The sequence below is a fragment of the Sulfuracidifex metallicus DSM 6482 = JCM 9184 genome, from assembly GCA_032834875.1.
Classification (GTDB): domain Archaea; phylum Thermoproteota; class Thermoprotei_A; order Sulfolobales; family Sulfolobaceae; genus Sulfuracidifex; species Sulfuracidifex metallicus.
This window is the reverse complement of sequence record CP135238.1, coordinates 690,393-711,862: the sequence shown is the minus strand read 5'-3', so window position 1 is coordinate 711,862 and position 21,470 is coordinate 690,393. Positions and strand designations below refer to the sequence as shown.

The window sequence follows — 21,470 nt, the reverse complement described above, 5'->3', positions numbered from 1 at the left end:
TTATAACAATCTCAATAATAATTAGACAAAACTAAAATGTAAAATTACTACAGGTAAAAAGAAAAAAGATTTTCTCTCTAGGAAAAACTTCTTACTTTCCTGATGATACTTCGCTACCTTCTGAGGGGATCAACTCTTCTTCAGAGACCTCCTCCAAGGACCTATTCTTTGGCTCTTTCACGAAGGCCAGTGTCAACAACGCTCCTATCACGCTTATCCCGGCTAACATCAAAAGGATCTCCTTTACTCCAATAGTTAGTAACAATGTGGGGAACAAATACGTGGATATGGCTGCTCCTACTTTTCCCGATGCTGCAGATATTCCATGACCTGTAGTCCTATACCTTACTGGATATACCTCAGCTGGAATCACGAACGTTGTAGTATTAGGACCGAAATCTATGAAGAAGTAAGACAGTGCATATAAAGAAAATGCCGCTAACGTGGGGATCATGAAACCCGTCACTTTCGGACCACTTGCTACCATAACTAGGCTCACTATTACGTAGAGAACTGCCATCATGACAAAACCTTGTACTTGTATCAGCTTCCTGCCTAGCTTATCCATCAAAGCCACCGCAGTGAAATATCCAAAGAAGCCCACGAGGAATGGTATTCCACCATCAAATATTTCCTTTGCTAAATCAGCCTGGAAATCCCCAAGAGGTAAGTACACTCCCTTGGCCAGATGAGGGAAGGTGCTCCCTAATACCGAGCTAACTATTGGACCGGAGTACACTCCTGTGCCATAAAATGCCATATCCAGCATGGTCCAAGTTATTGCAGTTCCAATCAGCAACTTACCGTACCTAGATATAAACTCTGAGAATGGAACCTTCCTTGAGGTAACCGCTGAGGAAGTGTCCAATGAAGTTCCTAGAACTGCCGCAGCCTTCTTTGCCGTCTCAACATCTCCCTTAGCCAATAAGGAATATCTTGGGGTCTCCGGAACCTTTCTCCTTAAGTATATTACAGTCGCCGCAGGTATGGCTCCTATAATTGCCATTACTCTCCAAGCAATATCGGGAGGTAGGTACAATGCTGATATAGTACCTACAGCAACTGCTGCAACTGATCCTAGACCTTGATTTGCAAAAACTAATGCTATGAGCTTTCCGCGATCCTTGACGTTCGCATACTCGCTCATTATCGTTGCAGATATAGGATAATCTCCTCCTATGCCTATTCCCATTATCGACCTAAAAAGTATTAACATAGGAAGATTTATTGAAATGCCACTCAAGAATGCTCCTAGAGCTAAAAGGGACGCCTCAACACCGTAAACCGTCTTTCTTCCTATTCTGTCTCCTAAATATCCAAAGAGAAGTTGCCCCAATATTGCAGTTATTATTGCGGAAGATGCTAACAAGCCAGTCCAAAAGGCTGAGTTTGGACCAATCAAATAAGAGGTGAAGCCTGCTATGTTTATTCCAGCGTACTTGTGGGCATTTATGAGCGTATCAATTATGGCGCCTATAATAAAAAGATCGTACGCATCAGTGAAAAATCCCATACCGGAGGTATACCATATCTTAATGTGATTCAACGATAACTTTGAAGAATCAACGTTCTTAAACGGATTTCTATCCATATTAGGTTCTGCGTTTACATACGACTGTCATGATATATACTTTACCTACATAGTCTATTTTTATCTATATGAAATATATAGGGTATATAGAGGATCAGAAAAAGGCGAGTAAACTTTAAGTTTTATCAAGATAATTCTCAAGTGCCGCTGTAGCTCAGCCCGGCTAGAGCGCCGGCCTTGTAAGCCCTTCAAGAGAGCCGGATGTCGCGGGTCCGAATCCCGCCAGCGGCTTGGTATTTTCCCTCAAATACATTATGAGGGCTTCCCTCATTATCTCACTTCTTGATAATCGCTTGTTGGCGGCGTATAGATCTAAAAGGGATAGTAAACTCTCATCCATTTTTATTGTAACAACTCTCATAAGATAAGGTCTAATGGTATTATATTATAAAATAGACTCATATAACGTAGAATGGAGGGAGAGTTAACCGAAATTGAAATTATTAATAACCTAGATGGTAGAGTATCTGCTCTATCTTGTCCCTTATTAAGTCCGTGACTTCATCTTCTATGAAACCTCTTATTATCATTCCCTCAGCTTCTTTTTGAGTCAAGCCCCTGCTCTTGAGATAAAATATCATATCCTCGTTTATCTTAGAAACGGCTGCTGAATGCTTAGCCATTACTACCCTTCCAGTTTTAACCTCTAACATGGGTACCACTGAAGCGTGAGAGAAAGGAGACAGTATCATGGCTCTACCAGTTATAGAAGTAGAACTGTCAGTTGCCTCTTCTTTAATTTCCGCTATTCCTCTCACGGATATCTCAGCTTCATCCGCAGTAATTCCCTTCAACTTACCGTCGCTTACGCTCTTTGCACCTACATGAGACACGTCGGTTACCATGTCTATTCTGTCACGTTCAGTTCCCAACGCCAAAGCTGAGAACGTGCTCTTTGCGTTGGAATCTACGTTAGTCTTCAACGAAACATGACTCATAGAACTCTCGGTACTGAAAAGAGTAGTATTAAGGGAACCCCTAACGTTAGCCTTTACTGAGATAAAGTTGGGATTTCTGCCGCCTAGAATCACGCCTGAAAATGAGACCGAGCTATCCTTCTCTGCCTCTATTGAAATCAGGGACAAGGGAAGTACAGGTTCGCCATTAACTTCCAGCAGATAAGTAACATTCAACAAGTCTCTAGGAGATGATTTAATTATCAAGTGAATTGGAGAAAGTCCAGAGGATGCCTTATGTCTTATAACGTAGTTCCCTGATTTTTCTATTTTCATGACCTTAGCTGTAGCCATTGCAAGGGAAACTAACTTTCCGTCGTCCTTTCTGAACAACGTACCTTTCATTGAATCCGAAACCTGAACATGTGAAGGACGAATTATCTTTTCGTCGTCTATAATAATCTCTGATCCTTCCACCACCTTTGGTACGTTTACGTTTCTTATGTTTAACCTTTCATAGGTTGACCACTCGGTATACGTCTTTATAGTAGGAGAATCATGAATTGCTTGGTAAGGTATAGCGTAGTAAGCTGATAATAGATCCTCCCTTTCAGCTTGGTTATTGAACTGACTTAGTGACTTTCTCAAAATATCTGGATCTGCGAGAGTCAAGTTTATGCCACTGCACCCAACTTATCTAGCTCCAGTTTAATAACCTTATTAAGCATGGTAGCATATTCAAACGGTAACTCCTTCATTATTTCATCTACAAATCCTAGTACTAGCATTGACGTGGCTTCCTTTTCATCTATTCCCCTTGACATAAGATAGAACAATTGATCCTCGTTCATCCTAAAGGTATGGGCTTCATGACCCACGTCGCTTTCCTCCTCAAATACTTGGTTGTGTGGGAATGTATAAGCCTTTGTCTTATCATCTAGCATTAGGGAGTCACACTTTACAAATGCCTTGGAACCTATTGCTCCTTTATTTACTCTTATCAACCCTCTGTAAATGTTGACTCCGCCATTGAAGCCTATGTTCTTGTTTACGACCTTGCTCTTGGTGTTAGGAGCTGCATGAATCATCTTTGAACCGCTATCCTTCCATTCACCCTCCCCGCTGGCCATTGTAACGACTAAACTTGTTGATGATGCGCCTTTCCCTCTTAGAACTGTTGAAGGATACACGAAACTGTACTTTGAACCTAGAGATCCTTCCACCCACTCAACCACTGAGTTCTCGTTGGCCCAAGCCCTCTTATTATTGAAGTTTATCACGTTCTTGCTCCAGTTCTGGATCGTCGTAAACTTTATCCTAGCGTTCTTCGCTGCGAATAGCTCAACCATTCCGTCGTGGAAGGAATACTTTTTCATTGAAGGTGCACTACATCCTTCTATAAAGTGAACTGACGAGTTCTCGTCAGCTACTAACAATGTATGTTCAAATTGACCTTCCATTTCGGAGCCTATAACGAAGAATCCTTCAACTGGGGTATTTATGTGAACGCCCTTGGGAACGTACATGAAGACCCCTCCGCTCCATAAGGCACCATGTAGAGCGGCAAACTTGTGATCCGATGCGGGGAATATTTTCATGAAATATTCCTTCATCATATCTGGATATTTCTGGACCGCTTCCTCTGGTGGTAGCATAATGACGCCCTTCTTGGAAAGCTCGTTCTTCACGTTCGCATATATTGGCTCTGATTCAAATACTGCAACTAAACCACCTAGGAACTCCTTCTCGCTTTGAGGTATACCCAACGCATCATAATACTTCTTTATCTCCTGGGGTACTTCATCCCAACTTCCCACACGCTCCGCGTCTGGTTTCACGTAAATGTCAAGTGCTGAAACGTCCAGCGATGAAAGAACTTCAGGCAACCAATTTGGTGTGGGAATTTTCTCAAAGAGTTCGAGGCTCTTAAGTCTGAACTTGGTCATCCATTCAGGCTCCTTTTTTGCCTTAGATATTGCCTCAACTGTACTTATAGTTAATCCAGATTGAACCATCCTTCTGTGAAACTCTGACTCGGAAACCTTGTTGTACTTGGCTCAATCGATGCGTTTATAAGCTCATTTATATCCAAAGATATCTTCTCTTCAGTCATTTCGATCTACTTTAACTATGTTAAAGAAAAGATATAAACCTTTGGTAAATCAATTTTGGGCGTCCTTAATCACTGCCTCATAACCGAACTCGTCTATTTTCTTGGCTAGCTCCATGGATCCAGAGGCTATTATCTTTCCACGATAAAGTACGTGTATTTTATCTGCATTTATATGATCCAATATCCTCCTGTAGTGAGTGATGATTAGATATCCCGTAGAGTTCTGCTCTCGCAATTGAGATATTCCTTTTGCTATAACTGAAAGACCGTCCACGTCAACTCCTGAATCTGGCTCATCCAATATTGCAAACTTTGGTTTCAAGAGGAGCATCTGAAGAACTTCCACCCTTTTCTTTTCGCCGCCGCTGAAACCTTCATGAACTCCCCTATTGAGGAGAGACTCCTGAATTCCTACCTCCTTGCTTATGGTCCTTACTTCCTGAATTATCTGAGGTACAGACACGGAAGTGCCCTTCACTTTGTTGTACTCCGCTACTAGCAATGTAGATAATCTTACGCCAGGGACTTCAACAGGGTTCTGAAACGCTAGGAAAAGACCACGTTTAGCCTTTTCAAAAGTGTCCACATTAGTTATGTCCTCTCCATCTATGGTAATCTTACCTTTAGTTATCTTGTATTTTGGGTGACCTAATAGTGCCAATGAAAGGGTAGTTTTCCCAGATCCGTTAGGACCCATTAAGGCGTGAACTTCACCGCTCTTTATTTCTAAGGTTATTCCCTTCAATATTTCCTTTCCTTCTACTTCAACATGTAAATCTTCAATCTTTAATGTTGACATAGGAAAGAGTAGTCCTATCCCGTTAAATTTCTTTCTATCCAGGGTAAATCTTCCAAGAAAATTGTGCATGAACTATTCGAAAGTGCATTTTCCATGAGTGAAAGTATCTGAGAAATGTAAATTAGTAAGATCTCTGGAGAATTCTTCATGGAATCGTTCATGATGTTCTTTATCTGAGAAATGATCGTGTTACCATTGGAAATTCTCTTAATGCTGGGGAAAAGTATGCTCATTACTATTTCATCAAGCAAGTCATTCATACTACCGAGGATTAACTTCACCGACTCAGAAACGTTTCCTGGGAGAGGAGTCCTCTTAAGATAGTCCATGAGTTTGTCCAACATTGAGTCCGTGTTAAGCAGGAGGGACGCGTTAACTATAACGAAAGAATTCTTAGTTAGGTCTGATTCTCCGTAGAGTCTGTCCCCCACGGTTCTCCTCAACAGCATTAGGTATATCTTCCTTAAGTCCTCTTGGTTGGCGTAAACTTCCTTGATTTCTTGATTACTTAAAAAAGCGATTATGTTGTCTATCTTCTTGGAAACTATGTTAAGTATTCTCCTCAAAAGACTCTCTAAACCTATCTTTTCTATATCCAAGAGACACTCCAGCTTAACTCTGGTTTCGGAACTCTCAGTCAGTTCAGCTCCAACTAGTTGCCTTGAGAACTCTGAAACTTCCTCAACCTCTTTTGGATTCAAAGGCTTTTTACTTTCGAAAACTATCTCGTCATAGCCTAGGGAATAAAGACAAGTAAGCACCTTGGTCATGGGTTGTTTTAAAGTATCTATGTCAAGTGTTATGCTCTTTTTACCTGAATTGAACTTTATTTTCTCAGCGACTAGCTTCAGTGTGCCGTCGTCTAGAACTTCCATTATTATTTTGTCTCCAGGATTTATCTTCCACTTGTTTATCCATTTTTTAGGCAAGGTAATGAAAAGGGAGGATGAGCCTAACTTCTGTACTTTCCTTGTCTCCATATCCTTGGCATTCCTGTCTTCTGCCACTGTGACCATATATCTATTAATAAACAGTGTTTATAAAAACATTCTAGACTCTTACTAAGATTTAGATAGACTTGTTTTTACGTAGACGGTCTGCGAGATATTCTTATCCTTAGGAACCACTTAATCCTTTCCACTTTCAAGTTATCTAGATCGGCATCTCTGGGAAGTTGTATTTGAGTCTGATATACGTTTCCCATTTTGTCCTTACATCTAAGTTTCATTACGTCTCCTTCCACCTTCATATATATAGACGTAGGATCCATGTAAGGTACGTCTATGACACAGTCGTAATGATCATCACAGCTGTAAAAATCCAACAGAGGCGTAGAGAAGAATTCCCTTTCTAACTTGTAAACCTCCTTGTTGAATCTAGATATTTCCCTTCTTACTATGGAATTGAAAATATCGTCCAGCTCCTTGTATGCCGGCATGGTTATCACGCATATGTTGAAGGTTTAACTGATGTATATCCCGGCATCTCCCTTCTGGTTTGCTCCATAAGTCCCTTGATCTTAGCTCTCACTTCCTCAGCTTCCTTAAGCAAGGAAGAAGTATCTACCTGGATGCCTATATACTTGCCCAGCGTATCGAGGGCAACAGCAGCTGCCTCTGGATCTGGCAAATCTAAAAAGGATTCTACAACTATTACAAGGTTCCGTAAACCTTTCCTCGCACTCTCCAAAAGTATCGGAGCGTAAGGTCCTGCTATATATCCTTCCTCAAATCTCTTCATTAAACCGGTTTTCTCCACTTCCTCACCTAGAGATTCATCGTTAGCTATCCAGTAAGGGGTTGGCTTCTCTAAGTCTAGCCTGTTCTGTACTGGAAGACCTGTAATGGAAACTATAAGTGCGGGAGAGAACTTGGATAGGTATTCCACCAACGCAGAAGCCACTGGCTGTAAAGATCCAGAAGGTATGGCTGCCCATGAATGAACTACTATAATATTGTCCTTATGATATAGGGAAAGAGGTGACTTAGCTATTCCGGAGGAGATATGAGAAATGGGAGGCAAATGAGATTCGGAGTAAACTTGCGCGAATTCTTTGAATTGAGAGTTAGTAATCAAGAACTCAGTCGATATCCCGCCTACTAACCCTGCGTCAGGAAGGCCCAGAATAACGTAAGTGGGTTTGCTTACCTCTGGTATGTACTTTTCTCTAAATTCTATTCCATGCATATCATTCACCTTTTTGTATTTTCTTAACATAATTTTCTGCATCCATCAATTTTACCTTTTCGTTAAGGTCTGTGCAATTAAGCTTGAATATCCATCCCTGACCGTAGGGATCCTTGTTCATGAGTTCAGGAGATGATGTAAGCAACCCGTTCACCTCGGTCACTTGACCTGAGAGCGGAGCGTATATATCAACTGCTGCCTTAACAGATTCCACTACGCCCACTGAATCTCCAATTGAAAACGTTCTGCCTACTTCTGGAAGCTCTACTCCAACTATGTCTCGTAGTTTCTTTTGTGCATAGTCAGTAATTCCTACAGTAGCTACATTTCCTTCTAACTTGACCCACTCGTCCGTTTCGGTATAAAGTAAATCTGAGAGGACCGTGTATTTACCAACCTTTATTTCTGCCATTAAATAAATGGGAAGTCATCAACTTTTATTTCATACGTTTTCCCTCTAACCTCTACCTCTAACGTATAACCTAAGAAGAAATGGCTAGGAGAGATGTAACCCATTCCTATGGCCCTATTCAGAAACGGAGAGAAGGTTGAACTTGTAACGTGACCTATCTTATATCCTAAGGAGGATACTGAATTCCCATTTCTGGGAATGATCCTAAGTCCTTTCTTCATTTTGAAACCAAACCTTATCTTCTTAACTCCGCTCTTGAGTTGTTCCACTATGGCGTCCTTTCCTATGAAGTTCTTGTTCATTGAAAACACCCAATATCTAGCTTCGATAGGAGTAGTTTCTTCGTCTATGTCTTCCCCATAAAGTAGATATCCCATTTCCTGCCTTATACTATCTCTTGTAACTAGTCCTGCAGGCTTAACTCCCATTTGAACTAACTCGTTTAGAATTGCTCCCGCAATCTCAGGTTTAGCCCAAATCTCAACTCCGTCTTCGCCAGTCCATCCAGATCTACTTAGCAGGAAAACTTCTTTACCTAAGAATTTAGAATTTAACTTAAATATCATGTGAGATATTTGATCTACATCAAATATGTCCTTAACTTTTTTGCCTTGAATTGCAAGCATTACCAAGTCAAAAGTTAGATCTTCAACCGCCAGCGAGGAGTTTGACCTTATCCATTTAATTACCTTTTCTCTGTTAATTGCGTTAGTTACAAGCAAGTATTCTGAATCGCTTACCTTATAGGTCATTACGTCATCAACGAAACCGCCCTTATCGTTAAGGAAGGCGGTTGGGCCTATCATTTGAGATGGCATTGCTTTGGTTAACTCCTTAGCTATTAACTCCTCCAATTCATTTGGGTTTCCCTTTACTCTGAGCCTTCCCATATGAGAAAGATCGAAAACTGTTATGCCATTTCTTACAGCCATGTGTTCCTCTTGATAATTGGTGAATGTCATTGGCATATTCCAGCCTGCAAACTCTCCAAAGTTAGCTCCTAACTTTTCTTCAAGCGCAAACAAAGGCGAAACAAACATTAATTAAATAGACGTCCTTGGTGAGTATTTAGATTATCTGATATGATACACCCTTGGTTACCTAACCTAAAATCTAAGGATAGGATACTAAGCGAAATGGGAATAAACGAGGAGAAACTCTTCAGCGACATTCCCCACGAAATTAGGCTGAAGGGAGAGTTGAACTTACCTAAGGTAATGTCTGAACTGGAAATCAAACGCAAGTTAAACATGTTAAAGGAAAAGAACGTTAAGCTGAAATATCCTCCGTTTATAGGAGGGGGAGTTTGTCCACATTACGTACATGAAGCTGTGAAATTCCTGATTTCAAGGTCAGAGTTTTATACAGCGTATACACCTTATCAGCCTGAAATTTCACAGGGAATTCTGCAGGCTTTATACGAGTATCAAAGCATAATGGCTGAATTGCTGGAAATGGACGTTGTTAATTCCTCAATGTATGATTGGGGATCCTCCTTGGCTGAAGCTGTGCTAATGGGCTTCAGAATTAACGGGAGAAGGAAGGTAATCATCCCTGAGCTTATCAATCCTAACCATGAGAAGGTGCTGAGAACTTGGGTAGAACCCAGAGGGATAAATCTAATCAAGGTAAAACCTAGTAATGACGGGACAATTGACGTACATGACCTATTGAACAAGGTCGGAGACGATATTTCTTCAATTTACATACAACAGCCCAATTTCTATGGTATCTTTGAGAAAAACATTGAAGAAATAGTTGACATAGCTAAGAAGAAGAGGATAGTTACAATCATGGGAGTAAATCCGCTTGCTCTATCTCTCATTAAGCCTCCAGGAGTTTACGATGTGGACATAGCTGTAGGTGAAGGGCAAGAGCTAGGACTACCCTTGAACTTCGGCGGACCCTACATGGGAATAATGGCCGTGAGGTGGGACGCTAAATTGGTTAGACAGATGCCAGGGAGAATTGTGGGAAAGACATTAGATGACAAGAAAAGACCAGGCTATACACTAATTCTTCAAACCAGGGAACAGTTCGCAAGAAGAGAGAAGGCTACTTCAAACATAACTACCAACGAGGCTTTAATGGCAATTGCCAACGCGGTTTACCTTTCACTTTTAGGCAAAAATGGTTTCAAAGAGCTAGGAGAGGAGATATATAGAAGGAGTCATTATGCAGCCAAAAGGTTCATCGAATTAGGAGCATCTAAGAAATTCGAGGGTGATTTCTTTGAGGAGTTCGCGGTGAGCTTCCGAAAGTCTTACGAGAAAATCCATAATAAACTATTGGAACACGAAATCCACGGTGGACTAAGACTAAACGAGATGGACGCTCTGTTCTGCGTTACCGAGGTTCACAGCAAGGAAGCTATAGATGAATTGGTTTCCATAGTAGGTGAGATATAATGTGGAGACAAGCTAAGTGGGACGAACCTATAATATTTGAACTAAACACAAGCGGCACCGAAAGGCAAGGAGTCCTAATACCTAAGGAGGAAGAGCTAAGTCAAATAGATATTAACCTGCCTGATTACCTAAGAAGAAATGAGGTAAATCTGCCAGAGCTTACTGAGAATGAAGTTGTTAGACATTTCGTCAGACTTTCTCAGATGAGTTACGGAGTAGACGTAGGAATGATGCCTTTAGGATCTTGCACTATGAAGTACAACCCAAAGATCGAGGAGGCATCCCAAGTTATTACTGAGGAATATCATCCGTTGCAGGACGAAAAGACGGTTCAGGGTACGCTAGAAATGATGTATGAAATACAGGAGTGGTTGAAGGAAGTTACGGGCATGGACGCTTGCTCGTTGCAAGTCCCTGCTGGATCCGCAGGAGAATTGGCAGGAGTCCTTATGATAAAGAAGTACCATAACGAAACGGGAAACGTAAAGGACGAAATGTTGGTAGCAGACACTGCACATGGAACCAATCCTGCCAGTGCTTCAATGGCTGGATTCAAGGTAATTTACATAAGGTCTAACAAGGAAGGGCTAGTTGACACTGAATTACTCAAGGCTACAGCTGGAGAGAGAACTGCAGGGTTCATGCTTACAAACCCTAACACGTTGGGTCTTTTCGAAGAGAACATAGCAGATATAGCCAAGGTTATACATGAACATAATGGAATTCTTTACTACGACGGTGCGAATCTAAACGGCATATTGGGCATAGTCAGGCCAGGCGACATGGGATTCGACGTAGTACATCTTAACTTGCACAAGACGTTTGGCGTTCCTCACGGAGGTGGAGGACCGGGAGCTGGAGCTATATGTGCAAAAGGGAAGATGGTGGATTATTTGCCATATCCTTTGATCGAAAAAAGTGAAACATTCTATGCCGCAATTCCTAAAAAGAGTATTGGCAAGTTAACCTCATTCCACGGAAACATTGGCAACGTAGCCAGAGCATATGTTTACATTCTAGGACTCGGAAAGGAAGGTGTGTCGCAAATAGGTAAGATGAGCACACTAGCCACAAATTACCTAATTTACGCCTTGAAGGACACTAAGCTTGAGCTAATGTCTCCAGAGAGACCCAGGAAACACGAAGTGGTATTCAGCGCAAAGAGAATTGCAGATGAAACTGGAGTTACAGCTTTTGATATTGCCAAAGCTTTGCTTGATGACGGATTCTATGCACCGACGATATATTTTCCGCCTATAGTCGAAGAAGCGTTAATGATAGAACCTACAGAGACTGAATCCATAGAGACCATAAGGTCATTTGCTAATTCGTTGAAGAGAATATTAGATGAAGCTTACAGAAACCCAGAGAAACTTAGAGATTCTCCTTATAACACAGCGGTTGGGAGGCTAGACCAAGCAAGGGCAAATCATCCCGCTAGCGTAACTCCCTCCTATAGAATAGAAAGAAAGAGGAGAGAAAGCAAAAACGATCTGATCTTAAAGTAAACAACTTAGTATAGATCAGGGAAAAAGAATTTTCGTTTAAATCTCAAATTATTGAGGAGAATATTACGGATATATAGCCTAGATAAGGTATGGAAATTACGTATCCATCGACTTCCATTACCCTACCTACCACGTCTTGCTTAGAAATTCCGTTAATTGGCTCCAAACCTATTCTGTTGTCTGGGATGGGATTTGTTATGTTATCTACTCCTTGTGTGATATATGTGTTCCTTGTTTCACCGACTACTCTATGAATCACGTAAAAACCTAGAGGAGATCTATATATAACAATATCGTGATAAGTGGCGTTATGAGATGATTTATAGAAGGTCAACGAACCGTTCTGGAGCACGGGATACATAGAAACTCCTTGGACGCTGGCTGTCTGCAACACATTGGAAAATATCAGGGCGTATATTCCTACGATAATTAGTATTCCTATCACGTCACTCTTCTTCATCTTCATCTATATCACTTAGATCCAACTCTATCACCTCACCCTCTTCTCTCTTTTCGTCAATCTCCTCTTCATCACCTATCTTCTTTACTCCTTTCTTTCCTTCCACTTCTACAGAAGAACCTCCAGCCTTTATCTTCGAAACTACTCCCCTCCAATGATGGTTACACTTTGGGCAGTCAAACGTACCCATAACGGTTATGGTTATTCTCCCCTTTGAATCTGGCAAAGGTGAAACTAACTGCCAAGTCTTGGTTGGTTTCACGTTTTCCTCTCCACAGTTAGGGCAAGTGGTTGAATCCTTTTGTTTTTTCCTAGCCATCAATTCATTAAAGCCATTGAGGATAATAAAACTGTATTATAACAAGGATAAAACAAGGACGTAAATAAAGGAAATAATAAAAGGTATACCGTAATATAGAAAATTATAATAATTAAACTTTAGTAATATAATATAGCTTAGTATTTGAATAACAAAGAGAAAAATAATATTCATGCTACTAATAAAGAAATAAGAAACTATAAAGGGAGAAGTTAGCCAAGTGATGGAGAATGCTCTTTCATTACTCATCTTGTTCTTCAGCAAAACGTGATAGGGATAGCTCGCCAAAGAGTAAAAAAGGAACAAAAAAAGAGGAACCATTAACGATTGTTGCATAATATAAAATCCCCAAGCATTACTAAAAGATGGAGGGATTTAAAATGAATGAGAAATTCATCATAGACAGAATTAATGCAATAGAGATATTTGACTCCAGGGGGAACCCTACTGTAAGGACGTTCGTGAGGACTAAGAGTGGAACATATTCCTTTGGAGATGCACCTTCTGGTGCATCTAAGGGTTCTAGGGAAGCCCTCGAATTGAGGGATAGCAAAACTATGTCTGTGAAGAGGGCAGTGGATAACGTTAACTATACAATAAACGATGCATTAAGGGGATTCGACGTTAGGGATCAAAGAACTATAGATGAACTAATGATTTCATTGGACGCAACAGAAAATAAATCTAGAATAGGAGCTAACGCTATGATAGCAACTTCCATCGCAATAGTCAAAACCGCGTCTAAGGCGCTGGATGAGGACGTAGCTAGGTATGTTGCTGGACCTAGAGGAATGAAAATACCAACTCCGCTTCTCAACATAATTAACGGAGGCGTACATGCAGGAAATTCCTTGAGGGTACAGGAGTTCATTATAATTCCTGCAGATTTCAAGAACTTCAAGGACGCGCTATTCGCCTCGGTAGAAATTTACAGATACCTTAAGGGTCTAATAACCGAAAAGTATGGAAAGATTTATACCGCGGTGGGAGATGAAGGAGGATTTGCGCCTCCCCTTTCGCAGACCGAAGAGGCTCTAGGTTTGATATATTCATCAATAGAAAACTTGGGATACAAGGGAAAGATATTCATGGGAATGGACGCCGCAGCGTCAGAATTCTATAAGGAAGGCAAATATGAAATAGACGGTAAATCGCTAGATGAGAAAGAAATGATAGATTTCTACTACCACCTTGCCAGGAAATATCCCATAAAGTACATTGAGGATCCTTTTGACGAAAACTCATTTGATACTTTCTCTGAGTTGCAGAAGAAGCTACCAGACGTAGTCATTACTGGAGACGATCTGTATGTAACCAATGTAAAATATCTAAAAAAGGGTATAGAGAAGAAATCTACTAGGGGTGTAATAGTAAAGCTTAACCAGATAGGCACGTTCAGCGAGACGTTCGACTTCGTGGAAATGGCAAAGAAAAACAGTATAAAGGCGGTCATAAGTCATAGAAGCGGAGAGACCGAGGACAACTTCATTTCTGATATTGCAGCGGGGCTTCAAGCCGATTTCATAAAAACTGGTGCTCCTGCCAGAGGAGAGAGGACTAGCAAGTACAATAGACTACTTGAAATAGAGTCAGTGTATAATACGAAGTTCATGGGAATGGAATCTTTCTCTTAAATTTATGGCAAAAATATACCTATTGCCAATATGAATAATGCTAGCCCTATTAGGAACATAACAAACTGTTTTGTAGTCATCTGAGGAACTACTTTAACAAGCTTAAACATTCCGTAAATTGCCAATCCAGCTATGATGGCCACAAGCAAGGCTACTCCTATTGTTATAAAGATTAAAGATAACGGCTCTGAATTAACGTTATGGAAAAGCTGCTGGAACTGGGAAGTTACATTATGTAAGGCTGCTATACTCATTACTAATCATAACCTCACTTGATAGGCTAGCTTTTTAAACTAAATAGCACAAAATTCTCCTAAAGATGATGATGGTTAAAAGCGCTTATTTGTGAAGAAAAACAACCTGCTGAGGAGCCCCAAGTCTTTTAAAGCGAAATACTCAACCTTTAGCTTTTGAGGAGTAATACCTATGTCAATCTCTTCCGAGATCTTAACTAAGGCAATAGGACACAAGATAAAGGATTTGTATGGAAGGGACTTTGGTTTCGTTATTCATGTTTACACTGAAATAGACGGTACCGTAACGGGTGTCGAGGTATCTCAGGGAAATAAGTTTTCTACTATTGAACCAAGCATGTTGAAAATGGAGGGAGACTCTTTGATCGTGTTACCTGATTGGAAAGCGGAAGCCTTAAGATTATTAACTCTAATTGAGAAAATTAGGAAGAGACAGAAGGCCTTAGAGGAATTATTCAATAAACAGGAAATTCCAAAGAGCTCCTACGATGATATGAAGAGAAAGCTGGATTCAGAGCTATTGAAATTGAGGGAAGATCAATCCAAGTTAAAGGCTAAATTGAAGACCAGGTTAAACGACATAGAGGACCAGCTAGCACAGCTGGACAAGGCGAGCATATCCCTGAAGATGAGTTATATTGCATCGGAAATACCTGAGGGATCTTACAAAAGCTCAATAGAGATCTTAAGACAAGCAAAAGATAGCTACACACTTGAGAGGGACGACATTAAAAAGACTTTGGACAAGTTAGACTCAGCAGATAAGGAAAGCATGGACATAAAATCCCCTACAACTATAGCATCCCCGTCAACGAGCCAACCTTCTTCTCCTGAACCACCCAAATCAGAAATACCATTGCCAATACCAGTAAAGGTAATAAATACTCTTTAACCAACCTAGTGGTTTAGGATGGTTAACAAGTTAATTTCTTCTTTGTTTAATCTTTCTCTCTTTCACAGTGATAAGAAGGAAAAGGAAAAATTAACTGAACAATTAACTGCAATATCTCTGAAGTTGAAGGATCAACAGACTAGGCTAGAGGAGACTATAAGGCGGCTTAAGGAGAAGGATAAGGATCTTTTCTCAAGGGTAGTGAGAGCTCAAGAGGAAGGAGAAGACGCTAGGGCTAAAATATATGCTCAGGAAATAGCTGAGATTCGTAAGTTCATTAAGATTATATATACTGCAACGTTAGCTTTGGAGAAAGTTAGAATAAAGCTAGAAACAGTAAGAGAATTGCAAGGGGCTTCAATAGTGCTCGGACCTATCGTGAAGATCCTCGGGGATTTAAAGGATCAAGTGAAGAACGTTGTACCTGACGTAGCTATGGCTTTAGATTCTATCGTGGCTAACGTTAATGGGATAGCGATACAGACCGGTTCTATAGATGGTACTTCCATAGTACCAGCTATGGTTGATGAGCAGGCACAACAAATACTTAAAGAAGCTCAGTCCACGGCAGAGGCGAAGATCAAGGAAATATTGCCTGATCTACCCCATCCTCCTGTGAGCCAGAGCGTTCAAATTAGACGTAAGGTGACGGTTGATGATGCTATTAATTATATTAAATCTAGAGGAGGTTTCTTCGATGTACAAGACTTTGCTTCCATGTACGGAATTGGAAAAGAAGAAGTAATTGAACTGTTAAAGGAAATGAACTCTAGGGGACTAATCTCCCTAGAAGCATAAGGTGAATTTTAATGAGTACAGCACAAGTTATGCTTGAAGATAAGGCTAGGGCTTATGCTATAAATGCAGTTAATGCTGACAGACAAGGAAAAACCCAAGAAGCCGTATCATACTATAAGAAGGCAATAGAGATTCTAAACCAACTAATTAGCTTATATCCTGACTCAGTCGTTAGAACTGCCTATGAACAAATGATAAACGAGTACAAGAATAGAATCACGGTTTTAACCAACATGGTACCAGCAGAGGAAGGGCCTAAACACCAGACGACTTCGGCAGAGGATGTAATTGTAACTGAGAAGCCAAAGGTTAAGTTCTCTGATGTAATAGGTCTAAACGACGTAAAAGAGGCTTTGAAGGAGTCAATAATATATCCATCACAGAGACCTGATCTATTTCCTCTTGGATGGCCCAGAGGTATTCTGCTCTACGGTCCGCCTGGCTGTGGAAAAACAATGATAGCTGCAGCAGTAGCCAACGAAATAGATTCCACATTTATGGTAATGGACGCTGCATCAGTAATGTCAAAGTGGCTTGGAGAAGCGGAGAAAAATGTAGCTGGGATATTTAAACTAGCTAGAGAAAAATCAAAAGAAACAGGAAAGCCTACAATAATCTTCATTGATGAATTGGACGCACTTCTTGGGGTTTACTCTACTGAGGTAGGCGGTGAAGCTAGAGTTAGAAATCAATTCTTAAAGGAGATGGATGGACTATTAGACAAGTCTGATAACTTCAAGGTTTACGTAATGGGCGCTACAAATAAGCCTTGGAGACTCGACGAACCGTTCCTGAGAAGATTCCAAAAGAGGATATACGTTAAATTACCTGACTTGGAACAGAGAAAATTCCTGTTTAGCTATTATACAAAGAAAATAAAGATTGATGAAAACTCAGTGAGCATTGACAAATTGGCAGAAATGACTGAAGGTTACACGGCAAGCGACATTAGAGATTTGGTACAGTCCACACATATAAAGGTGGTCAAGGAGATGTTCAAGAAGGGTGAAAACGAACCTAGAGCCATAACCTTGAACGACTTCAAGGAGGTCATAAGCATGAGGAAACCTAGCGTAAACCAGGAAATGTTAAAGGCATATGAAGCGTGGACGGAGAAATTCAAAGCACTTTAAATCAGATACCTCGAGGGAAGCTTCACCGTTCAGCTTGCATGTCTTACATCATCTCTTTTTTCTCTTTGCTTCCTTAGCTTTTCTCGTTATTAATATTATGTTATGCAGTAAGAGGAAAGCACTGGCTAGAAATTCATCTAACTTTTTTATTCATATATATCGATGTGAATCCAGATCGCCTAATATGTTATCACTTAAATAAGAATAAATAAAATAATAACGTACATATGAACATAATTTATTTTTTCTCCTTTTAGTATATATAAAGATTATATTGAGCCAAAACTTCAATTTGAGGTAAAGCTCGTTATCAAAGAAATAATAAAATAAACATACTTAACATTTCTACATGTAGTCTGAACAGCCTATTGAACTTTAACGTTACGTAAGGAAACTACTATGACTTTTCCGTTCGGCAGCCTTCTTCGGATTGTGATGGGTAGAACATCTCTCTTTAGCTCCTTTTCAGCTATTGAAATCGAGTCATTTGGTTCGTCTGGAGATACATCAATTAGAGGAATTGCTCCCATTGATATTTGTAATGCCCTAGCGCTTATTATTCTTGCTATCTCATACTTAGTGAGCCTATTCTTCCATAACTCTTCAAATGCCTCATTGAAATCGAAAGCCAAAAGACTCACTTTTAATCCCATATTACTTCGGTTTTTAACGTTTCTGGTAAAGAAGTCTCTTGTGGAGGAGGATAATAAACGTCTTTTTTAAGAACGTCCTGCATCGCGAATACCAGCCTGCTTAGAGCTCTGTCATCAACTACCCCAAGTATTCCTGCCCTTATTACCTTGTCCCTTAACTCACCTATTCCTCTGCTTATTTCTACTCCCCTCTTCTTTAATTCAGTTATCATATAAGACACTGGGAGTGGAGGCGTGGAAGCCACTACCGTATTAGAGAAGTTACTTTCGTCCCCTAAACTCTCCATGCCTAATTTTTTGAAAATGTCTCTCAAGTATCTAGCCGAGGCTTCGTGCCTAGCCCATCTTCTCTCTTTACCTTCCATTTCCATTAATTGGGCAGCTCTATAAGATGCATAAAAGACTCCAACTGCTGGAGTAAACGGAGTCTCCTTTTTATCCTGAAACTTAAGGTGTAGTGCAAGGTCTACGTAGTGAGGTATATCATTTCCCTTCAATTCATTTAAAGCCTCTTTGGATAAGGCTACAAAACCAAGACCAGGTACTGAGGCTAGAGCCTTTTGGCTTCCAGTAGCAACCGCGTCTATACCCCATTCGTTAACATATAATTCGTAAGCTGCAAATCCTGAAACTGAATCCACCAAGAATTTCTTTCCACTTCCTTTTACCAACTTTGCCACTTCGCGGAGATTCCTTAGGGCTACTCCAGTGCTGGTCTCGTTATGTACCAACGCAACTGTATCTGCATCCTTGTGTTTATCCATAAATTCCTCTATCTCTCCAAGCGACGGCGTACTACCAGGGGACTTCTTGTAAGAAAATACTTCAACACCCCTTCTCTTGAGGGATTCCTCAAGCCTCTCGCCGAACTCACCATAAGGTATAGTAATTACCTTCTCTCCGCGTCTAGTCATGGAAAATACCATTCCTTCCACAGCTAAGGTACCAGACCCAGTCATTATCGCAACTCTATCTGCACTAAATAGCCTGATTAAGGAAGATTCTAAAGATGCGACTATCCTTCTGAACTCATCCGATCTATGGTTGACCACCCTCGTAGCCTCAAAGCTTACACTTATGGGCACATTGACTGGCCCGGGTATTAGCATCATAAAGATACACCTATTTCTTGGATAGCTTGAATTAAGTTCTTCGTTGTCATCACAGCTACCCTGTACTGAGCCTCTTTGGTCTGAGCTCCTATGTGAGGCGTTATCAATACCCTATCATGCCTAGCTAACTGAATCTCCCAATCCTCCTTAGGAGGCTCATGCCAGAATACGTCAGTCACCAAAGTAAGCTTCCTCTCATCTATGTATTTTAATAATGCCTTTCCATCAATAGCTATTGCCCTGCTAGTGTTGACTAGAATTGTCCCCTCCTTCATTTGCCTGAAATGTTCTTCTGTAACTATAGGTTTGGCATCATTTCCAACCGTAACATGGAAGGAGATTACATTTGACTCCCTAACTAGTTCATCTATTGTATTTACCGGAATAACACCCATTTTCTGTGCACGTTCCTTTATATCAACTACGTCGTAGGCTATTACTTTCATATCTAAAGCTTGGCAGACCCTAGCTACCTTAGTACCTATTCTGCCGAAACCAACTATTCCTATTGTCTTCCCCGCCAACTCCACGCCTGGAAGCTTCTTAAACGAGCCAGACTTTACCATGCTTATACCTTGGAATATGGGCCTTGCCCCTAAGATCATCAACCCTATCGTTAACTCTACAGCGGAATCCGTCGATGCCCCAGGAGCATAAACTATCTTTATTCCCCTTTTCTCTGCTTCGTCGACATCTATATTGTCTAAGCCTATTCCCGCTCTAGCAATTATTTTTAGGTTCTTACCTCTTTCTATAATCTCCTTGTCTACCTTTGTCCTGCTCCTAACTACCACAACGTCATAATTGGATATCTCGTTGAGCAAAGAATTCCTATCTATTTCCGGTTTATAATCCACTTTTATGCCTCTTTCTTGAAGCATTTGCAGCATCACGTTATCCATTGGATCTGTGATTAACAGTTTCAAGTTTTCCTTATTGATAGAACTACCTCTCTCTATAGTCTCCATACTTATTCACCCCTAGAAAGAAAGACCTTATGACCAGTATGAAAGTGAAGAAAGAGAGCTACAATTATCATTTACATATAAAGCTAAAACTTCTCTTCCTCCTTTGACTTCGTGGGCCTGAAAGTTCTCCATTTTTATCGTTATACCTTCATGGATGTAGTTAATATACTTTTATTTTACTTTAGTACTGTATTCGTCTCTTCAAACCATATAAACAGATCTAGTATACCTAATTCTATGTTTAAGGTGTTAGAAATAGAACGAAGTATGGCTTCCACAGTTAAATACTTGTTCCTAGTGAGCGTCTTAAAGTTTATGGGAGTCCCTTCCTTCCTGAGAAACGAAATTACATGTCTATCTACTATAGCTAAGTCCATATATCCCACGTTCCTGAGGAAATGACTAGCTTCCTTGTATCCGAAGCCTAAGAATTTGTTTGCTATTAAATCCCTAGCCATCAGCTGATCCGCGTCCGCAATTGGCTTTACAATTTCCTTCAATTTTGGTAGGAACTCTCTATTGTTTACAATGAACTTAGCTTTAAGGTTATAAAACCTATAACCGCATCTCTTCAACGATTTAGCAACCTCACTATAAGATCCTTTCAATAGAAAGTCCCATGCACACATGAGAGAGCTATAAGCTGAAACGAATGACGAATTGGATGTAAGCTGACAGAGAAGGAACTCCCTTATCCATACGTCATTGTTAGCTTTATTGTTAAGTTTAAACTCTTCTGCTCTTTCTAGTACCCTTGCCCTTAGACTTACGTTTTGAACCAGCCTTCTTAGCACGCCTGACTGACCTCGACTTCTTCTTTTCACTGTTCTGAGTTGGTTGTTCCACCGTAGTTGACTTGGGTTCATTTATTTCAGACATCGAAACTAACTTAGTCCCTTCTGAAGTTTCAAGATAAATGAAGGGCAAGTCCTGGCTTACCTTTAATCCGTATATCATTTCCCCGTTAAGTTGAACGTAATTGAGAGACACGTTTCCATCAGAAATCGACGATGGAAAACCTACCCTATTTACAAGCAAAGGTTTAGGAAAGACGTAATCTGCATCTATCTTGCCCGCTAGAACTTGGATTTCTATTCCATCTATAACAATTATTACGTTGTTTTCCTCAATCTGCTGAGGAAGTTCGTCCAAGTTTTCCTCTTTCTCCTTAGACAGGATAAATACGGTTAACTTTTCTGATAAAGCCCTAGGATGAGCCTTGTATATTTCTGCCCTGAACATGAAGGTATCTAGTAAAATAAGCCTCTCAATCTTAAAAGTTCTCGTGAATTATATAGCGGTATAACGAAGGCATAATCATTTAAGCTTAACA

22 protein-coding genes, 1 tRNA gene and 2 pseudogenes are annotated in these 21,470 nt (G+C 40.4%); 7 read left to right on the top strand and 18 right to left on the bottom strand.

Annotation, left to right across the window (positions count from 1 at the left end):
• Positions 1-91: 91 nt before the first annotated feature.
• Positions 92-1,591 carry an MFS transporter gene (locus RQ359_RS04170; RefSeq protein WP_156016029.1) on the bottom strand — a complete coding sequence of 500 codons (1,500 nt, stop codon included), beginning with the start codon at positions 1,589-1,591 and terminating at the stop codon, positions 92-94.
• A 143-nt stretch (positions 1,592-1,734) separates the two neighbouring features.
• On the opposite strand from RQ359_RS04170, the gene RQ359_RS04165 reads away from it, so the two are divergent.
• A tRNA-Thr gene (locus RQ359_RS04165) sits at positions 1,735-1,822 on the top strand.
• A gap of 61 nt (positions 1,823-1,883) precedes the next feature.
• On the opposite strand, the pseudogene RQ359_RS04160 reads toward RQ359_RS04165, so the two are convergent.
• The 9 genes and pseudogenes from RQ359_RS04160 to gcvT all read right to left on the bottom strand — a co-directional run.
• Positions 1,884-1,931: pseudogene (locus RQ359_RS04160) on the bottom strand (hypothetical protein); the annotation flags it as partial.
• Between the two features lie 103 nt (positions 1,932-2,034).
• Positions 2,035-3,159 carry a SufB/SufD family protein gene (locus RQ359_RS04155; protein ID WP_054837842.1) on the bottom strand — a complete coding sequence of 375 codons (1,125 nt, stop codon included), beginning with the start codon at positions 3,157-3,159 and terminating at the stop codon, positions 2,035-2,037.
• 2 nt (positions 3,160-3,161) lie between these two features.
• Positions 3,162-4,600, bottom strand: a pseudogene (sufB, locus tag RQ359_RS04150) (Fe-S cluster assembly protein SufB).
• Positions 4,601-4,649: 49 nt separating this feature from the next.
• Positions 4,650-5,399: a Fe-S cluster assembly ATPase SufC gene (gene sufC, locus RQ359_RS04145; protein ID WP_054837840.1), complete on the bottom strand. Its 750-nt coding sequence runs from the start codon at positions 5,397-5,399 to the stop codon at positions 4,650-4,652.
• 14 nt (positions 5,400-5,413) lie between these two features.
• On the bottom strand, positions 5,414-6,406 hold the full coding sequence (locus tag RQ359_RS04140) for an AbrB/MazE/SpoVT family DNA-binding domain-containing protein (RefSeq protein ID WP_338117010.1): 993 nt from the start codon (positions 6,404-6,406) through the stop codon (positions 5,414-5,416).
• A gap of 77 nt (positions 6,407-6,483) precedes the next feature.
• On the bottom strand, positions 6,484-6,837 hold the full coding sequence (locus RQ359_RS04135; RefSeq protein WP_054837839.1) for a hypothetical protein: 354 nt from the start codon (positions 6,835-6,837) through the stop codon (positions 6,484-6,486).
• A 5-nt stretch (positions 6,838-6,842) separates the two neighbouring features.
• Complete coding sequence (locus tag RQ359_RS04130; protein ID WP_054837838.1) at positions 6,843-7,586, bottom strand: proteasome assembly chaperone family protein; 744 nt, start codon at positions 7,584-7,586, stop codon at positions 6,843-6,845.
• A 1-nt stretch (position 7,587) separates the two neighbouring features.
• Complete coding sequence (gcvH, locus tag RQ359_RS04125) at positions 7,588-7,998, bottom strand: glycine cleavage system protein GcvH (RefSeq protein ID WP_054837837.1); 411 nt, start codon at positions 7,996-7,998, stop codon at positions 7,588-7,590.
• Entirely contained in the window at positions 7,998-9,038 is a 1,041-nt protein-coding gene (gene gcvT / locus RQ359_RS04120; RefSeq protein ID WP_156016031.1) for a glycine cleavage system aminomethyltransferase GcvT, read from the bottom strand. The genes gcvH and gcvT overlap by 1 nt, the downstream gene beginning before the upstream one ends.
• A 42-nt stretch (positions 9,039-9,080) precedes the next feature.
• Here gcvT and gcvPA point away from each other — a divergent pair, with 42 nt between their 5' ends.
• Positions 9,081-10,406 (top strand): aminomethyl-transferring glycine dehydrogenase subunit GcvPA, encoded by a 1,326-nt coding sequence (gene gcvPA, locus RQ359_RS04115; RefSeq protein WP_156016032.1) that lies wholly within the window; start codon positions 9,081-9,083, stop codon positions 10,404-10,406.
• A complete protein-coding gene (gene gcvPB / locus RQ359_RS04110) occupies positions 10,406-11,914 on the top strand; it encodes an aminomethyl-transferring glycine dehydrogenase subunit GcvPB (protein WP_457921237.1) in 1,509 nt (502 codons plus the stop codon). The genes gcvPA and gcvPB overlap by 1 nt, the downstream gene beginning before the upstream one ends.
• Before the next feature lie 43 nt (positions 11,915-11,957).
• Here gcvPB and RQ359_RS04105 read toward each other — a convergent pair whose 3' ends face one another.
• Together RQ359_RS04105 and RQ359_RS04100 are read right to left on the bottom strand one after the other, a co-directional pair.
• Positions 11,958-12,380, bottom strand: coding sequence for a signal peptidase I (locus RQ359_RS04105; protein WP_054837836.1), 423 nt, complete (start codon positions 12,378-12,380; stop codon positions 11,958-11,960).
• The gene (locus RQ359_RS04100) at positions 12,361-12,693 is read right to left on the bottom strand and encodes a hypothetical protein (RefSeq protein ID WP_054837835.1); all 333 of its coding nucleotides are present in this window, start codon (positions 12,691-12,693) and stop codon (positions 12,361-12,363) included. Before RQ359_RS04100 ends, RQ359_RS04105 begins: the two co-directional genes overlap by 20 nt.
• 380 nt (positions 12,694-13,073) lie before the next feature.
• On the opposite strand from RQ359_RS04100, the gene eno reads away from it, so the two are divergent.
• A complete protein-coding gene (gene eno, locus RQ359_RS04095; protein WP_156016034.1) occupies positions 13,074-14,327 on the top strand; it encodes a phosphopyruvate hydratase in 1,254 nt (417 codons plus the stop codon).
• A gap of 2 nt (positions 14,328-14,329) precedes the next feature.
• Here the strand turns inward: eno and RQ359_RS04090 are convergent, their stop codons facing one another.
• Entirely contained in the window at positions 14,330-14,581 is a 252-nt protein-coding gene (locus RQ359_RS04090) for a hypothetical protein (protein WP_054837834.1), read from the bottom strand.
• A gap of 172 nt (positions 14,582-14,753) precedes the next feature.
• Here RQ359_RS04090 and cdvA point away from each other — a divergent pair, with 172 nt between their 5' ends.
• The 3 genes from cdvA to cdvC are packed head-to-tail and all read left to right on the top strand — an operon-like array spanning position 14,754 to position 17,404.
• On the top strand, positions 14,754-15,473 hold the full coding sequence (gene cdvA / locus RQ359_RS04085; protein WP_054837833.1) for a cell division protein CdvA: 720 nt from the start codon (positions 14,754-14,756) through the stop codon (positions 15,471-15,473).
• An 18-nt stretch (positions 15,474-15,491) separates the two neighbouring features.
• Positions 15,492-16,271: a cell division protein CdvB gene (cdvB, locus tag RQ359_RS04080; protein ID WP_156016035.1), complete on the top strand. Its 780-nt coding sequence runs from the start codon at positions 15,492-15,494 to the stop codon at positions 16,269-16,271.
• Positions 16,272-16,282: 11 nt separating this feature from the next.
• The gene (gene cdvC / locus RQ359_RS04075; protein ID WP_240899921.1) at positions 16,283-17,404 is read left to right on the top strand and encodes a cell division protein CdvC; all 1,122 of its coding nucleotides are present in this window, start codon (positions 16,283-16,285) and stop codon (positions 17,402-17,404) included.
• Between the two features lie 365 nt (positions 17,405-17,769).
• Here cdvC and RQ359_RS04070 read toward each other — a convergent pair whose 3' ends face one another.
• The 5 genes from RQ359_RS04070 to RQ359_RS04050 form a co-directional block, all read right to left on the bottom strand.
• Positions 17,770-18,036 carry a DNA-directed RNA polymerase subunit K gene (locus RQ359_RS04070; RefSeq protein ID WP_420856772.1) on the bottom strand — a complete coding sequence of 89 codons (267 nt, stop codon included), beginning with the start codon at positions 18,034-18,036 and terminating at the stop codon, positions 17,770-17,772.
• Positions 18,037-18,047: 11 nt separating this feature from the next.
• A complete protein-coding gene (locus RQ359_RS04065) occupies positions 18,048-19,169 on the bottom strand; it encodes a pyridoxal-phosphate-dependent aminotransferase family protein (RefSeq protein ID WP_156016036.1) in 1,122 nt (373 codons plus the stop codon).
• Positions 19,166-20,137 carry an NAD(P)-dependent oxidoreductase gene (locus RQ359_RS04060; RefSeq protein WP_054837831.1) on the bottom strand — a complete coding sequence of 324 codons (972 nt, stop codon included), beginning with the start codon at positions 20,135-20,137 and terminating at the stop codon, positions 19,166-19,168. The genes RQ359_RS04065 and RQ359_RS04060 overlap by 4 nt, the downstream gene beginning before the upstream one ends.
• 176 nt (positions 20,138-20,313) lie before the next feature.
• Positions 20,314-20,931: an N-glycosylase/DNA lyase gene (locus RQ359_RS04055; RefSeq protein WP_054837830.1), complete on the bottom strand. Its 618-nt coding sequence runs from the start codon at positions 20,929-20,931 to the stop codon at positions 20,314-20,316.
• Positions 20,864-21,379 (bottom strand): hypothetical protein, encoded by a 516-nt coding sequence (locus RQ359_RS04050; protein WP_240899923.1) that lies wholly within the window; start codon positions 21,377-21,379, stop codon positions 20,864-20,866. The genes RQ359_RS04055 and RQ359_RS04050 overlap by 68 nt, the downstream gene beginning before the upstream one ends.
• Positions 21,380-21,470: the final 91 nt, after the last annotated feature.